The organism is Streptomyces apocyni, from assembly GCF_009739465.1.
GTDB classification, from domain to species: Bacteria; Actinomycetota; Actinomycetes; order Streptomycetales; family Streptomycetaceae; genus Streptomyces; species Streptomyces apocyni.
The window spans coordinates 270,925-284,930 of the sequence record NZ_WHOM01000078.1 but is presented as its reverse complement, the minus strand read 5'-3'; the positions used below and the strand labels follow the sequence as shown (position 1 = coordinate 284,930).

The window sequence follows — 14,006 nt, the reverse complement described above, 5'->3', positions numbered from 1 at the left end:
CAGCCGCAGCTGCGTCGACAGCATTCACTCATTGGGGACAAGTGTCTCCGAGTCTCTTGCGCCCTAGGCAATTCTCTCCTTACTGTCGGTGCTCAACCGCTCGCACAGCGGCGTCAGTTGGCGGAAGTGCACCGCGCTGCCCTGCGCACGCGACAGCGCCACCGGTGACCCGGCGTCGTACGAGCGAGCTGACCGCACAAGGAGGTGCGTGTTCGATGACCGCTGCTCAAGAAGGTCCCGACTCCAGCCCTGGCCCTGACCCCGGCCTCGACCCTGGTCCGGTGGTTCGGGAGGACTGTCTCGACTACACGCCGACCACGCGCAGCGTGCCCCTCGTGCGGCGGCGCGTCGCGCGGCTCGTTGGTGAGTGGGGGTATCCGGAAGTCGCGGGGGACGCGGCGTTGTTGGCCAGTGAGTTGGCTACCAACGCGCTGCTGCATGGGAGTCTGCGGGGCCGGTTGTTCCGGGTGCGGGTGGTGGTCGTCGGCTCCGCGTTGCGGATTGAGGTGAGTGATCCGCGTGGGGAGCGGGAGCCGGAGGCTCGTACGGCTGATGGTGGTGAGGACACGTACGGGCGGGGGCTGTGGATTGTGGCGCAGGTGGCCAGCCGGTGGGGGTGCGTGTCGAGAGTCGTCGGGAAGACCGTGTTCGCGGAGTTGGAGCTCAAGAGCCCCGCCGTGCGTGCCTGAGCACGGACAGCGGGGCTCTTGAGGTGTAGAGCGTTACGCCCAGGTCATCAGGCGTTTTGGCTGTTCCAGGATCGCCGCTACGTCTGCGAGGACCTTCGAGCCCAGCTCGCCGTCCACCAGGCGGTGGTCGAACGACAGGGCCAGGGTCGTCACCTGGCGGGGCTTCACCTTGCCCTTGTGGACCCACGGCTGGAGCTTGATCGCGCCGACCGCCAGGATCGCCGACTCACCGGGGTTGAGGATCGGCGTGCCGGTGTCTACGCCGAAGACTCCGACGTTGGTGATCGTGACCGTGCCGTGCTGCATCGCGGCGGGGGTCGTTTTGCCCTCGCGGGCGGTGCTCACCAGTTCGCCGAGTGACGCTGCCAGTTGGGGCAGGGTCTTGGCTTGGGCGTCCTTGATATTCGGGACGATCAGGCCTCGGGGGGTGGCCGCGGCGATGCCCAGGTTCACGTAGTGCTTCTGGACGATCTCTTGGTTCGTCTCGTCCCAGGCGGCGTTGACCTCCGGGTTCCGCTTGATCGCTACCAGCAGGGCCTTGGCGATCAGGAGGAGCGGGTTGACCCGTACTCCTGCCATCTCCTTGTCCTGCTTGAGCTCTTCGACCAGCTTCATCGTGCGGGTGACGTCGACCGTCACGAACTCCGTGACGTGCGGCGCGGTGAAGGCCGAGCCGACCATCGCCGCGGCCGTGGCCTTCCGTACGCCCTTGATGGGGATGCGGGTCTCGCGGGTCCCGGTGTCGACGACGCTCGCGGCCGCCGGGGCGGGCTCGGCAGCGGGCTGCACGGGCGCCGCCGGGGCGGGCTCCACCGGGGCGGCCGGGGCCTGAGCCGGTGCCGGTGCGGCCGCCTCCGCTGCCGCGTGGACATCCTCGCGCGTGATGACGCCCTCGCGGCCCGTCGGGACGACCAGTGCCAGGTCGACGCCGAGGTCCTTCGCCAGCTTGCGTACGGGGGGCTTGGCCAGGGGACGTACGCCCTGTGCCGCCGCCGACCCGGCCGCGGGGCCCGACGGAGCGGGAGCAACCGGAGCGCTGCCGTTCAGCTCGGCCTGGACCGCGGCGGTGGCCGCCTGCGCTCCCTCCGGCTTGCGCGCCCGGCGCTTGGTCGAGCTCGCCGACACGCCGTAGCCGACCAGAACCGGCTGGCGGCCCTCCGGCTCGGCCTCGGCCTCAGCCTCCGGTTCGGCCTCCGGAGCCGGAGCCGGGGCAGGCGCGGCCGGAGCAGCCTCAGCCTCGCCCGACCCCGGCGCCACATCCACCGAAATAATCACCTGGCCGACGTCGACCGTCGTCCCCTCGGGAAAGCGCAGCTCGTGCACGACGCCGTCGAACGGAATCGGCAGCTCCACCGCCGCCTTGGCCGTCTCGACCTCGCACACCACCTGGCCGTCGGTCACCGTGTCGCCCGGCTGGACGTACCACTTGAGGATCTCGGCTTCCGTCAGACCCTCGCCCACGTCGGGCATCTTGAACTCACGGAAACGCGCAGAAGTGTCAGTCATGTCGTTCCTGCTCCTCAGTACGCCAGCGCGCGGTCGACGGCGTCGAGCACCCGGTCAAGTCCCGGCAGGTACTCCTCCTCCAGGCGCGCGGGCGGATACGGCGCGTGGAACCCGCCGACCCGCAGCACGGGCGCCTCCAGGTGGTAGAAGCACCGCTCCGTGATGCGAGCGGCGATCTCGGCACCGCTGCCGTAGAAGACGGGCGCCTCGTGCACGACGACCAGGCGGCCGGTCTTCTCGACCGAGGCCTGGATGGCGTCGAAGTCGATCGGCGACATCGAGCGGATGTCGACGACCTCGACCGACTTGCCCTCCTCGGCGGCGGCCGCGGCCGCCTCCACGCACACCTTCACCATCGGCCCGTACGCCACCAACGTGATGTCGGAGCCCTCGCGGACCGTGCGGGCCTGGTGCAGCGGGAGCGGGATGGCGTCCGTGTCGACCTCGCCCTTGTCCCAGTAGCGCCGCTTCGGCTCGAAGAAGATCACCGGGTCGTCGCTCTGGATCGCCTGCTGCATCATCCAGTACGCGTCCGACGGGTTCGACGGGGACACACACTTGAGGCCCGCCACATGCGCGAACAGCGCCTCCGGCGACTCCGAGTGGTGCTCCACCGCGCCGATGCCGCCGCCGTACGGAATCCGGATGACGATCGGCATCTTGACCTTGCCGAGCGAACGGGCGTGCATCTTCGCGAGCTGCGTGACGATCTGGTCGTACGCAGGGAAGACGAAACCGTCGAACTGGATCTCCACGATGGGGCGGTACCCGCGCAGGGCCAGGCCGATCGCCGTACCGACGATGCCCGACTCGGCCAGCGGGGTGTCGATGACCCGGCCCTCGCCGAAGTCCTTCTGCAGCCCGTCCGTGACGCGGAAGACGCCGCCCAGCTTGCCGACGTCCTCGCCCATGATCAGGGTCTTGGGGTCGGTTTCCAGGGCCTTGCGGAGGGATTCGTTCAGCGCCTTCGCGAGCGCCATCTTCTCAACAGTCTTCTCAGCAGCCATGGTTACTTGGCCTCCTCGGCGAAGGACGCCTGGTAAGCGGCGAACTGTGCGCGCTCCTCGTCGACCAGCGCGCTTCCATCGGCGTAGACATTCTCGAAGATCGCCATCAGGTCCGGGTCCGGCATCGACCGCACCGCCTCCCGCACCCGCTTGCCCAGCGCCTCGCTCTCGGCGTCCAGGTCCGTGAAGAAGGCCTCGTCAGCGGCCCCCTCCGCCTCCAGATATGTACGCAGCCGAAGAATCGGGTCCTTGGCCTCCCAGGCCTCCCGCTCCTCGTCCGCGCGGTACTTCGTCGGGTCGTCGGACGTCGTGTGCGCGCCCATCCGGTACGTGAACGCCTCGACCAGCGTCGGGCCCTCGCCGCGCCGGGCGCGCTCCAGGGCGTCCTTGGTCACGGCCAGACAGGCCAGTACGTCATTGCCGTCCACCCGTACGCCCGGGAAACCGAACCCTTGCGCACGCTGGTAGAGCGGCACTCGGGTCTGGCGCTCGGTGGGCTCGGAGATCGCCCACTGGTTGTTCTGGCAGAAGAACACCACCGGGGCGTTGTAGACCGCGGAGAACGTGAACGCCTCGGCGACGTCACCCTGACTGGACGCACCATCACCGAAATAGGCGATGACCGCGGAGTCCGCGCCGTCCTTGGCGACCCCCATCGCGTAGCCGGTCGCGTGCAGCGTCTGCGAGCCGATCACGATCGTGTAGAGGTGGAAGTTGTTGCTGTTGGGGTCCCAGCCGCCGTGGTTCACGCCGCGGAACATGCCCAGCAGGTTGGCCGGGTCGACCCCGCGACACCAGGCGACGCCGTGCTCACGGTAGGTCGGGAAGACGTAGTCGTCCTCGCGGGTGGCCCGCCCGGAGCCGATCTGGGCGGCCTCCTGGCCGAGCAGCGAGGCCCACAGGCCCAGCTCGCCCTGACGCTGCAGCGAGGTCGCCTCGGCGTCGAAGCGGCGGGTCAGGACCATGTCCCGGTACAGGCCACGCAGCTCGTCCGGGGTCAGGTCAATGGAGTAGTCAGGGTGCTCGACGCGCTGCCCCTCGGGGGTCAGCAGCTGTACGAGCTCGGGCTGTGCGCTGGTTTCCGCCGTCTTCGCCGCCGTCTTCTTGGCGGTCGCGCGCTTGGTACCGCTGCTGCCACTGGTGCGGCGCGGTTTACGCGGGGCGGTGCTCTCCACGGTCACGATTGCTCCTCCGTCGGTCCGGCCCCCGGGATCGACCGGAAGACCAGTGCGGCTCGCCTGAATCCGTGCCCGCGCACGGGGGTGGGTGCGCGTCGAACGGGAACAGGCGTGACAGGTGTCCCGGCGAGCGCCCTGCAAAAAGCACGTTACCCAGTGCATCACATATCTGCGAAACCCCATTTGACCTGCGATTTTGCTTGGATTTCCAAGTAAATCGAGAAAGTCGTGAACAGGTACTGGTCACAGCCTTGCAGGGGGCCGGAACACCGGCACGTTATCCCGGTGACCTACGGCACGGGAAGAGCCAATGTGTGAGACTGACATGGTGCGTGAAGAGGGAAATATCACCGTATTCCTGGTGGATGACCATGAAGTCGTCCGCCGAGGCGTCTACGAGCTGCTCTCCGGCGAGCCCGATATCGAGATCGTCGGCGAGGCCGGTACGGCCGCGGACGCCCTGGCCAGAATCCCGGCCACCCGCCCCGATGTGGCGGTGCTCGACGTACGGCTGCCGGACGGCAGCGGGGTCGAGGTGTGCCGTGAGATCCGCTCGCGGAACGAGGAGATCAATTGCCTGATGCTCACCTCCTTCGCTGACGACGAGGCCCTCTTTGACGCGATCATGGCCGGTGCCTCCGGATATGTACTCAAGGACATCCGGGGGAACGAGCTGCTGTCGGCGGTACGGGATGTGGCGGCCGGTAAGTCGCTGCTCGACCCGGTAGCCACCGCGCGGGTCCTGGAGCGGCTGCGGGACGGCAATCGCCCCAAGGGGGACGACCGGCTGGCCAAACTCACCGAGCAGGAGCGCAGAATCCTGGACCTGATCGGCGAGGGGCTGACGAACCGCGCGATCGGCGAGCGGCTGCACCTCGCCGAGAAGACGATCAAGAACTACGTCTCCAGCCTGCTCTCCAAGCTGGGGATGGAGCGGCGGTCGCAGGCGGCGGCGTATGTGGCTCGGCTGCAGGCGGAGAAGCACTGACGCTGAGCTTATTTAGCTGAGCTTATTTATGCGGGACTTACGTCCCGGGTTCTGAGGGCGAGCGGCCCTTCCTAGCGGCCGTACTGATGGCCGACCGTGGGACCTATGCCCACTGACGTGTCGCCCGACGTGCCGCCCGCAAACGACCCTCGCATGGCTGGCGACGCCCGTGCGGTTGACGCCCCTCGTGCGGTTGACGACGCTCGTACGGCTGATGACGCCCGCGCGATCGAGCTGCTCGGCCGTACCGACTACGGCCGGGTGGCGACGAGCATGCGGGCGCTCCCGTTCCTGGCCGTCGCCCGGCACATCGTGCGGGAGGGTCAGGTCCTGCTCCGTATGCACCGGGGCTTCGGCTACCACCGGGCCTGCCTGGGCGGCGTCGTCGCCTATGGCGCGGACAATCTGGCGCACCTGGCGTCTGGTGGGGAGGCCGGACTCTGGTCGGTGCAGTGCGTCGGGGTCTGTGAGGCCTTCGAGCCGACCACCGAGGAGCTGGAGCTCTTCGGACCCGCGCCGCGCTTCGCGGACGGCGAGGCCTTCGACCCGGTCTATCTGCGCATCGAGCCGCAGCTCAGCACGGTGCACGAGCTGGAGGGCGGCCTGGCCCGGCGTACTACCCGGCGGCCGGAGCCGCGCCAGCGCGTGCGGTAGGCCGCGCCAGCGCCTGCGTTAGGCGGGCGGCGGCCCAGCCCTCTCCTCAGACGCCGCCGCCGCCGTCGCCGCCGGTGGTCTCGCCTGTGGTCGTCCCGCCAGCAGCGTCGTCGCCGCCGCCGGTGGTGTCACCTGTGGTCGTCCCGCCAGCAGCGTCGTCGCCGCCGGTGGTGTCACCGCCTTCGGTCGTCCCGCCGGTGGTGTCTCCGCCTTCGGTCGTCCCGCCCGTGTCCGTACCGCCCGTCGGGTCGTCCGTCGGGTCGTCCGTCGGGTCCTCGGTCGGGTCCTCGGTCGGGTCGTCCGTCGGATCCTCGGTCGGGTCTGTCGTCTTGGGTGGGGTCCAGCCGCCGCCACCGCCGCCCGTCACGCCGCCCGGATTGGCCGGGCTCCGCGTGGTCGGGTCGTCGTCCTTCGGCTCCTTGGACTCCTTGTCCTTCTCGTCCTTGGCGTCCTCGCTCGGCGAGACGCTGGTCGACGGCGAGTTGTCGACGTTCTTACCGCCGCCGCCCTCGTCAGTGTTGTTCAGCGCCAAGGCGATCCCGGAGCCGATCGCGACCACCGCGAGGGCCGCGACGATCCACATCTTGCCGCGCCCACCACGGCGGCCACCGCCGTTCTGGTACCCACCGTCAAAGCCGCCGTCGTCGCCCGGCGTGCGGAGCATCGGCTGCTGTGCGGTGCCGCCGTCCGGGTGCCCCAGCGCGGCGCCGCCGAGACCCGTCGTCGGGGTGCTGCCGCTCTCGTGCATATCCACCGGGCCGGTGTTCCAGGTGCCCGTGTGGCCGCCCTGCTCCTGGAGCATCTGCAGGCCGTACTGGACGAGCCCGCGCATCTCCTCGGCGCTCTGGAACCGGTCGTCCGGGTCCTTGGCCAGCGCGCGCATGGCCAGACCGTCCAGCTCGGGCGGCGCCGCGTCCGACATTTCGGACGGAGGTACCGGAATGTCCTGGACGTGCTGGTACACGACCGACAGCGGGGTCTCGCCGGTGAACGGCGGACGCAGCGCGAGCAGCTCGTACAGCAGGCAGCCGGTCGCGTACAGGTCGGAGCGGTGGTCGACGGCCTTGCCGAGCGCCTGCTCGGGGGACAGGTACTGCGGGGTGCCCATGACCATGCCGGTCTGCGTCATGGTGTTGGACGCGCCGTGCAGCGCGCGGGCGATGCCGAAGTCCATCACCTTGACCGCGCCGCCGTGCGTGATGATCACGTTCGCGGGCTTGATGTCGCGGTGCACGATGCCGTGCTGGTGCGAGTAGGCGAGCGCCTCCAGGACACCGGAGACGATGATCAGCGCCTGCTCGGGGCCCGGGGCCTCCGCGTTGATCAGCAGATCGCGGATCGTGTGGCCCTCGACCAGCTCCATCACGATGTACGGGATGGTGTTGGCCCCGATGACGTCCTCGCCGGAGTCGTAGACCGCGACCACCGCGTGGTGGTTCAGACCCGCGACCGACTGGGCCTCCCGGGTGAACCTGGCCTTGGAGATCGGGTCCTCGGCGAGGTCGGTACGCAGCAGCTTCACCGCGACCGTACGACCGAGCCGGACGTCCTCGGCGGCGAAGACCTCGGCCATACCGCCCCGGCCGAGCCGGTGGGTCAGCCGGTAGCGGCCGTCGCCGACCAGCCCGCCGTTGCCCCAGAGCTCGGGCGCGTCGGACATCCCGCCGCCAGTCGCCTCTGGGTCGGATGGGCCCTGGGCGCGCTGCTGGTCCATCGGTCCTCGCCGTCGTTTCCTGTCGTAACTGCTAGCGTCCGGCCACGCTACAGGCTCCGAGGGGTCGGCCGGTTCGAGGTGGACCGGCCATCAAACCTCCTACCGCCGGTAACGGGCAAATCGCGTCCGCATGACGTAACGCTTCCGAGACGCTTGTTGCGCGTACGGTCACGGAACGGGCACCTGGCTTGACGTGCCCTCGCCCTGGGGCAGACTTGGCCGGGAAAACGGGAATACCCGGGCCTGCCTACTCGGGTGCACGCACTACTCGGGTGCACGCACTCGGGTGCACGCACTCGGGTCTACGTACTCGTCTAGGTACTCGTCTAGGTACTTGGATCTACGCACGGGATCATCGCGCCGATGGGGGACGCACAGACATGAGCCAGGACGGCGCACAGGGCCGCTACACGGGGCAGTCTCTTGCCGGTGGCCGCTACCAGCTGCGGGATCTCCTGGGCGAGGGCGGTATGGCCTCCGTCCACCTGGCGTACGACTCGGTGCTCGACCGGCAGGTCGCCATCAAGACCCTGCATTCCGAGCTCGGCCGTGAGCAGTCCTTCCGGGAGCGCTTCCGGCGTGAGGCGCAGTCCGTGGCCAAGCTCACGCACACCAACATCGTGTCGGTGTTCGACACCGGCGAGGAAGCGCTCGACGGCGCGACCATGCCGTACATCGTCATGGAGTACGTGGAGGGCCAGCCGCTCGGGTCCGCCCTGGATCAGGATGTGCGGCAGTACGGCGCGATGCCCACCGACAAGGCGCTGAAGATCACCGCGGATGTGCTGGCGGCGCTGGAGATCAGCCACGAGATGGGCCTGGTCCACCGGGACATCAAGCCCGGCAACGTCATGATGACCAAGCGCAATGTCGTCAAGGTCATGGACTTCGGCATCGCGCGCGCCATGCAGTCCGGCGTCACGTCCATGACCCAGACCGGCATGGTGGTCGGCACCCCGCAGTACCTCTCGCCCGAGCAGGCTCTGGGGCGGGGTGTGGACGCGCGCTCCGACCTCTACTCCGTCGGCATCATGCTGTTCCAGCTGGTCACCGGGCGGCTGCCGTTCGAGGCGGACTCGCCGCTCGCGATCGCGTACGCGCATGTCCAGGAGGAGCCGGTCGCCCCGTCCTCCATCAACCGCTCGCTCCCGCACGCGATCGACGCGATCGTCGCCCGCGCGCTCAAGAAGAACCCGAACGAGCGTTTCCCGACCGCCGAGGCCATGCGCGACGAATGCCTGCGCGTCGCCCAGTCCTTCCAGGCGGCCGCGCCGAGCATCGTGCCGGGCGCGCAGGGCTCCAGCGGCGCGGGGGTCGGCTCGACCGTCTTCCCCCCGCTCGACCAGACGACGGGCCAGCCCGCGAACCCGGGCAGCGTCCAGACCCCGTACCAGCCGCAGGCGTACGGGGCGCCCACCCCGGCACCGTCCCCGGCCCAGGGGTACGGCTACCCGCAGCAGGGCGGCTACCCGACGCCCGCGCCCACCGGGGCCACCGGCCCGACGGGGGCCATGGCCCAGGCGCCGTACGCGGGCGTGCAGGGGTCGCACACGCCGCCGCCGTACATGACCACGCCTGCGGGGCACGGGGGTGGCTCGGGCGGCGGGAAGAGCAGGATGCCGCTGATCGTGGGTGCGATCGTGGCGGCAGTCCTGCTGGTCGGCGGCGGAATCTTCGTGGCCACGCTGGGCGGCGATGACGGTGACGGTGGCGGCGGTGGTGGCACCGACACCGCCGGAGGCGGCAGCGAGGTGGAGGCGCCGCCGAAGCAGGGGACGGGGCACAAGGGGCCGGACCTGACCCGCACGATCGAGAAGGTCAAGTGCGAAGAGCCCAAGGTGGCGCGCAACGACGCTGACAAGATCGAGATGCCCGACTTCCGGCTCAAGAACATCGAGTCCGTGAAGGAGTGCATGCAAGCGGCCACGGAGACCTGGAACTACAACGAGAAGGACATCGACGAGAACACGTACGGGCAGGGCACGGTGATGCTGCAGTACCCGGCCGCCGGAACCGAGGTGGACCCCAAGGGGCTTCGGATCACCCTCACCGTCTCGACCGGCGAGCCCGCGTAGTTCAGAGGCGCCGACGACGTAACGGCCGGGGCTCGGGAGCACATCGCTCCCGGGCCCCACTTGCGTTGTTGTCCGTATCCCGGACGTCCCCTCTGTCGCACCCATCTTGTATCTAAGCTGTGCGCATGCCTTCCCCCGCCGCCGCACCGCTGAAGCAACCCCCCGCCGCCGTCCGCGTCTACCAGCACGTCAAGCAGGGCGTTCTGGACCGCCGTTACGAGGGCGGCACGCTGCTGACCGAGGGGGAGTTGGCCGACGCCGTGGGAGTTTCCCGTACCCCCGTGCGTGAGGCGCTGCTCAAGTTGGAGGTCGAGGGGCTGCTCAAGCTGTACCCGAAGAAGGGTGCCCTCGTCCTCGCCGTCTCCGCGCAGGAGATCGCCGACGTGGTGGAAACCCGGCTGCTGGTCGAGGAGTTCGCGGCCCGTAAGGCCATCCCCGCCCCGGCCGTCCTGCTCACCCGGCTCGAGGAGCTCGTCGCGGAGCAGCGGCGGCACGCCGAGACCGGCGACCTGGCGGCGGTCGCCGTGACCGACCGCTGCTTCCACGCGGAGATCGTGCGTCACAGCGGCAACGAGATCCTGTCCCGCCTGTACGACCAGATGCGCGACCGGCAGCTCCGGATGGGCGTCGCCGTGATGCACGCGCACCCGGACCGGGTCGCCAAGAACATCGTGGAGCACACCGAGATCCTGGAAGCGATCAGAGCGGGCGACGTGGAACTCGCGGCCGCCCGGGTCCGGGACCACCTGAGCTGGGTCAAGGTGCTGGTCCGGGGTGAGGCCAGGTGAGCGCACCGGCCGTCACGGGGCCAGGCGAACCACCTGGCGGTCGGCGCGCCATCGCCGTCTGGTCGATCGGCGTCTCGGTCTACTTCGTCGCCGTCATCTTCCGTACCTCGCTCGGTGTCGCGGGCCTGGACGCCGCTGACCGCTTCCAGGTCAACGCCTCGGCCCTGTCCACCTTCTCCATACTCCAGCTGCTCGTCTACGCGGGCATGCAGATACCCGTCGGCCTGCTGGTCGACCGGCTCGGCACCAAGCGGGTGCTGACCATCGGCATCGTCCTGTTCACGGCCGGGCAGCTCGCGTTCGCGCTCTCCCCCTCGTACGGCATGGCCCTGGCCGCCCGCGCGCTGCTGGGCTGCGGCGACGCGATGACGTTCATCAGCGTGCTGCGGCTCGGCAACCGCTGGTTCCCGGCTCGACGCGGCCCGCTGGTCGCCCAGTTGGCCGGGCTGATCGGGATGGGCGGCAACCTCGTCTCGACCCTGGTGCTGTCCCGGCTGTTGCACGAGGTGGGGTGGACGGCGGCGTTCGTCGGGAGTTCGGCGGCGGGGCTGCTTGTGCTCGTACTGACGCTGCTGTTTCTCAGGGATCACCCGGGCGGGCGGCACGTGCCGCTCCCGCCCACGCTCCCGCTCTCCGCGTCGGAGCGGGGGCGCGGGCGCGGGGTGGGTTCCGTACTCGGTCAGATCGCGGACGCGTGGCGGGAGCCCGGCACCCGGGTGGGGCTGTGGGTGCATTTCACGACGCAGTTCCCGATGATGGTGTTCACGTTGCTGTGGGGGATGCCGTTCCTGGTGCAGGCCCAGGGGCTGTCCCGTACCACCGCCGGTGAACTGCTCACGCTCACCGTGCTGTCCAGTATGACCATCGGTCTCGTGTACGGGCAGATCATCGCCCGGCACCATGCGGCACGCACGCCCCTCGCGGTCGGCACGGTCGCGGTGACGGCGGCGGTGTGGGCGGGCGCGATCGGCTATCCGGCGGAGACCGCCCCGATGTGGCTGCTGATCACGCTGTGCGTGACCCTCGGGACGTGCGGCCCGGCCTCGATGATCGGCTTCGACTTCGCGCGCCCCGCCAACCCACCGGAACGGCAGGGTACGGCCTCGGGAATCGTCAACATGGGCGGTTTCACCGCGTCGATGACGATCCTCCTCGCCATCGGGCTGCTCCTGGACGCGACCGGCGACAACTACCGGATCGCCTTCTCCTCGGTCTTCGTCCTCCAGGCGCTCGGCCTCACCCAGATCCTGCGGCTGCGGCGGCTGGCGGCACACCGGGAGCGGGACCGCCTGGTGGCAAGCCGCGTCGAGACGGCCCACGCCCCGGCGTAGCCGGAGACCCAGGGGCCCCGGGGGTAAGGGGAGGGTTTGGGACACCCACACCCTCCATTTCGGGCCCTACGCCTGTCCCAAACCCTCCCCTTAGTGCTTCCGTTTAGCGCCTCGCCTACGGCGAGACGGCGAAGCTGCGGATGATGGCCTCCGCCAGGGCCGAGTCGCCTTCCGCCTTGACGCGGTCCGCGACCGCGGTGGGCTTCACGCGGCCGCAGGCCAGCCGGAAGTACGTGTCCCAGTCCAGGCTCAGCGTCACCGCGGGCCCCAGCGAGGGCGAGCCGTCGACCGAGCCGCGCCCCTCCGCGTCCACCCGCACCGTACGGAGGAACTCCACCGGGCCGTTGACGTCGAAGACCACGGCCGAGTTGACGGGGGCCCCGGCGCGCTTGGCGACCACTATCGGCAGGGCCTGGATCAGGACGTCCCGGGTGACGAGGGCGCCCGGCGAGTCCAGGTTCCCCGGCTTGCCGAGGGCCGTACGCAGGTCCTGCTCGTGCACCCACACGTCGAACGCCCGCTTCCGGGTGGCCTCTTCGAGCGACTCCTCCGTGCCCAGCGGGCCGCGCACCTTCACCGACGGGTCGCGGGACTCGTTCCGCAGCTGCCGCGAGCGCCGGATCACCGTGTACTCCAGCTCCGCGGTCATCTCCGGGGCGGTGTGGTGGCGGCGTACGTCGACCTGGACCTCCATGTACCGCTGGATCTCGTTGGTGACGTGGTAGAGGTCGCGCGGCAGGGTGTGGATGGGGCGCGGGTCGCCCAGCATCTCGCAGTCGAGGCCGATGACATGGGAGACGATGTCGCGTACGGACCAGCCGGGACAGGGGGTCGCCCAGTTCCACTCGCTTTCGGCGAGGGGCTTCACCAGCTCGGATATCGCCTCTACGGAATGGGTCCAGGCATCGGCGTAGGTTTGCAGGCTGGGATGGAGACTCACAGGACGGGACCCCTCGGGCGGTTCGTTGACGCGGGCGGTTCGTTGACACTGGCGGCCGCTGGCGGATCAGCGGCCGGACAACCAGGCGGCGTGGGAGGCTCGAGGCCTAAGTTACGCTGCCCCGCGGTCCGTCGGCAGTGCTTTCGTGTGACGATCGTAGGCCGTGACGACAGCTCGAATGCCAGGACGGTGGTAGTGTGCGCGCCTCGCTCATCCAGATCGACGTAAGCCCCGACGAACCGGTCAATTCGCGGCGTGACCGTGTCGCTTCGCTCGTCCGCGAGCAGGCGGCGGCCGATCTCGTCGTACTGCCCGAGCTGTGGACCACGGGCGCCTGGGCGTACGAGGCGTTCGCCGCGGAGGCGGAGCCGCTGCGGGGGCCCACGTACGAGATCATGAGCAAGGCCGCGCGGGACGCGGGGGTCTGGCTGCACGCGGGGTCGTTCGTGGAGCGGGACGACGACCCGGACAGAACCGGCGAGCCGGGCGGGAACGGAACTGGCGATCCGGACGGAACCCGCGAGCCAGGCGGCGGCACCCTCTACAACACCTCACTCGTCTTCGCTCCGGACGGCGAGCTCGCCGCCTCCTACCGCAAGATCCACCGCTTCGGCTTCGACGAGGGCGAGGCCGCGATGATGGGCGCGGGGACCACACCGGTCACCGTCCCGCTCCCGGCCACCACGCTCGGCCCGGCCACCACGCTCGGCCCGGCCACCACGCTCGGCCCGGCCACCACGCTCGGCCCAGCCACGACGCTCGGCCTGGCCACCTGCTACGACCTGCGCTTCCCCGAACTCTTCCGCGCGCTCGTCGACGCGGGCGCCGAGCTGCTCGTGGTGCCCGCGGGCTGGCCCGAGCGCCGCCGTGGCCACTGGACGCTGCTCGCCCAGGCGCGTGCCGTCGAGAACCAGGCGTACGTGCTGGCGTGCGGCACCGCCGGGACGCACGCGGGTGTCGAGCAGGCGGGGCACAGCATCGTCGTGGACCCGTGGGGTGAGGTGCTGGCCGAGGCGGGGCCGGGCGAGGAGGTGCTCAGCGTCGAGATCGACCCGGGGAAGGTCGCGACGACGCGGAAGCGGTTCCCGGTGCTCAGGGACCGGGTGCTGGGCCTGGACCCGCCACGCCACTGAGCC

At 69.9% G+C, this 14,006-nt stretch carries 12 protein-coding genes; 7 read left to right on the top strand and 5 right to left on the bottom strand.

The features are described from left to right. The first annotated feature begins 215 nt into the window (after positions 1–215). Positions 216–689: an ATP-binding protein gene (locus GCN81_RS29885; protein WP_231627069.1), complete on the top strand. Its 474-nt coding sequence runs from the start codon at positions 216–218 to the stop codon at positions 687–689. Positions 690–722: 33 nt separating this feature from the next. Here the strand turns inward: GCN81_RS29885 and GCN81_RS29880 are convergent, their stop codons facing one another. The 3 genes from GCN81_RS29880 to pdhA are packed head-to-tail and all read right to left on the bottom strand — an operon-like array spanning position 723 to position 4,383. After that, positions 723–2,195, bottom strand: a complete 1,473-nt coding sequence (locus tag GCN81_RS29880) for a dihydrolipoamide acetyltransferase family protein (protein ID WP_156727669.1) — start codon at positions 2,193–2,195, stop codon at positions 723–725. 14 nt (positions 2,196–2,209) lie between these two features. Then, positions 2,210–3,202: an alpha-ketoacid dehydrogenase subunit beta gene (locus tag GCN81_RS29875; protein ID WP_156727668.1), complete on the bottom strand. Its 993-nt coding sequence runs from the start codon at positions 3,200–3,202 to the stop codon at positions 2,210–2,212. 2 nt (positions 3,203–3,204) lie between these two features. Next, positions 3,205–4,383 (bottom strand): pyruvate dehydrogenase (acetyl-transferring) E1 component subunit alpha, encoded by a 1,179-nt coding sequence (pdhA, locus tag GCN81_RS29870; protein WP_156727667.1) that lies wholly within the window; start codon positions 4,381–4,383, stop codon positions 3,205–3,207. Positions 4,384–4,708: 325 nt separating this feature from the next. On the opposite strand from pdhA, the gene GCN81_RS29865 reads away from it, so the two are divergent. Continuing rightward, positions 4,709–5,368, top strand: coding sequence for a response regulator (locus GCN81_RS29865; RefSeq protein ID WP_156727666.1), 660 nt, complete (start codon positions 4,709–4,711; stop codon positions 5,366–5,368). Positions 5,369–5,521: 153 nt separating this feature from the next. After that, a complete protein-coding gene (locus GCN81_RS29860; RefSeq protein WP_156727665.1) occupies positions 5,522–6,022 on the top strand; it encodes a pyridoxamine 5'-phosphate oxidase family protein in 501 nt (166 codons plus the stop codon). Positions 6,023–6,068: 46 nt separating this feature from the next. Here GCN81_RS29860 and GCN81_RS29855 read toward each other — a convergent pair whose 3' ends face one another. Further along, on the bottom strand, positions 6,069–7,736 hold the full coding sequence (locus GCN81_RS29855; RefSeq protein ID WP_231627067.1) for a protein kinase domain-containing protein: 1,668 nt from the start codon (positions 7,734–7,736) through the stop codon (positions 6,069–6,071). 380 nt (positions 7,737–8,116) lie between these two features. On the opposite strand from GCN81_RS29855, the gene GCN81_RS29850 reads away from it, so the two are divergent. The 3 genes from GCN81_RS29850 (at position 8,117) to GCN81_RS29840 (ending at position 11,930) form a co-directional block, all read left to right on the top strand. Further along, positions 8,117–9,811 carry a protein kinase domain-containing protein gene (locus GCN81_RS29850; RefSeq protein WP_156727664.1) on the top strand — a complete coding sequence of 565 codons (1,695 nt, stop codon included), beginning with the start codon at positions 8,117–8,119 and terminating at the stop codon, positions 9,809–9,811. A gap of 125 nt (positions 9,812–9,936) precedes the next feature. Then, complete coding sequence (locus GCN81_RS29845; RefSeq protein WP_197287840.1) at positions 9,937–10,599, top strand: GntR family transcriptional regulator; 663 nt, start codon at positions 9,937–9,939, stop codon at positions 10,597–10,599. Further along, positions 10,596–11,930 carry an MFS transporter gene (locus tag GCN81_RS29840; protein ID WP_156727662.1) on the top strand — a complete coding sequence of 445 codons (1,335 nt, stop codon included), beginning with the start codon at positions 10,596–10,598 and terminating at the stop codon, positions 11,928–11,930. The genes GCN81_RS29845 and GCN81_RS29840 overlap by 4 nt, the downstream gene beginning before the upstream one ends. Positions 11,931–12,045: 115 nt before the next feature. Here GCN81_RS29840 and GCN81_RS29835 read toward each other — a convergent pair whose 3' ends face one another. Continuing rightward, positions 12,046–12,870 carry a maleylpyruvate isomerase family mycothiol-dependent enzyme gene (locus GCN81_RS29835; RefSeq protein ID WP_156727661.1) on the bottom strand — a complete coding sequence of 275 codons (825 nt, stop codon included), beginning with the start codon at positions 12,868–12,870 and terminating at the stop codon, positions 12,046–12,048. Positions 12,871–13,067: 197 nt separating this feature from the next. On the opposite strand from GCN81_RS29835, the gene GCN81_RS29830 reads away from it, so the two are divergent. Next, positions 13,068–14,003, top strand: coding sequence for a carbon-nitrogen family hydrolase (locus tag GCN81_RS29830; RefSeq protein WP_156727660.1), 936 nt, complete (start codon positions 13,068–13,070; stop codon positions 14,001–14,003). Positions 14,004–14,006 lie beyond the last annotated feature (3 nt).

Bases quoted from the DNA above. Each gene is read 5' to 3' on its own strand.
- GCN81_RS29855 (WP_231627067.1), bottom strand. From the start codon at position 7,736: ATGGACCAGCAGCGCGCCCAGGGCCCATCCGACCCAGAGGCGACTGGC.
- GCN81_RS29860 (WP_156727665.1), top strand. From the start codon at position 5,522: ATGGCTGGCGACGCCCGTGCGGTTGACGCCCCTCGTGCGGTTGACGAC.
- GCN81_RS29885 (WP_231627069.1), top strand. From the start codon at position 216: ATGACCGCTGCTCAAGAAGGTCCCGACTCCAGCCCTGGCCCTGACCCC.
- GCN81_RS29880 (WP_156727669.1), bottom strand. From the start codon at position 2,195: ATGACTGACACTTCTGCGCGTTTCCGTGAGTTCAAGATGCCCGACGTG.
- GCN81_RS29875 (WP_156727668.1), bottom strand. From the start codon at position 3,202: ATGGCTGCTGAGAAGACTGTTGAGAAGATGGCGCTCGCGAAGGCGCTG.
- GCN81_RS29850 (WP_156727664.1), top strand. From the start codon at position 8,117: ATGAGCCAGGACGGCGCACAGGGCCGCTACACGGGGCAGTCTCTTGCC.
- GCN81_RS29845 (WP_197287840.1), top strand. From the start codon at position 9,937: ATGCCTTCCCCCGCCGCCGCACCGCTGAAGCAACCCCCCGCCGCCGTC.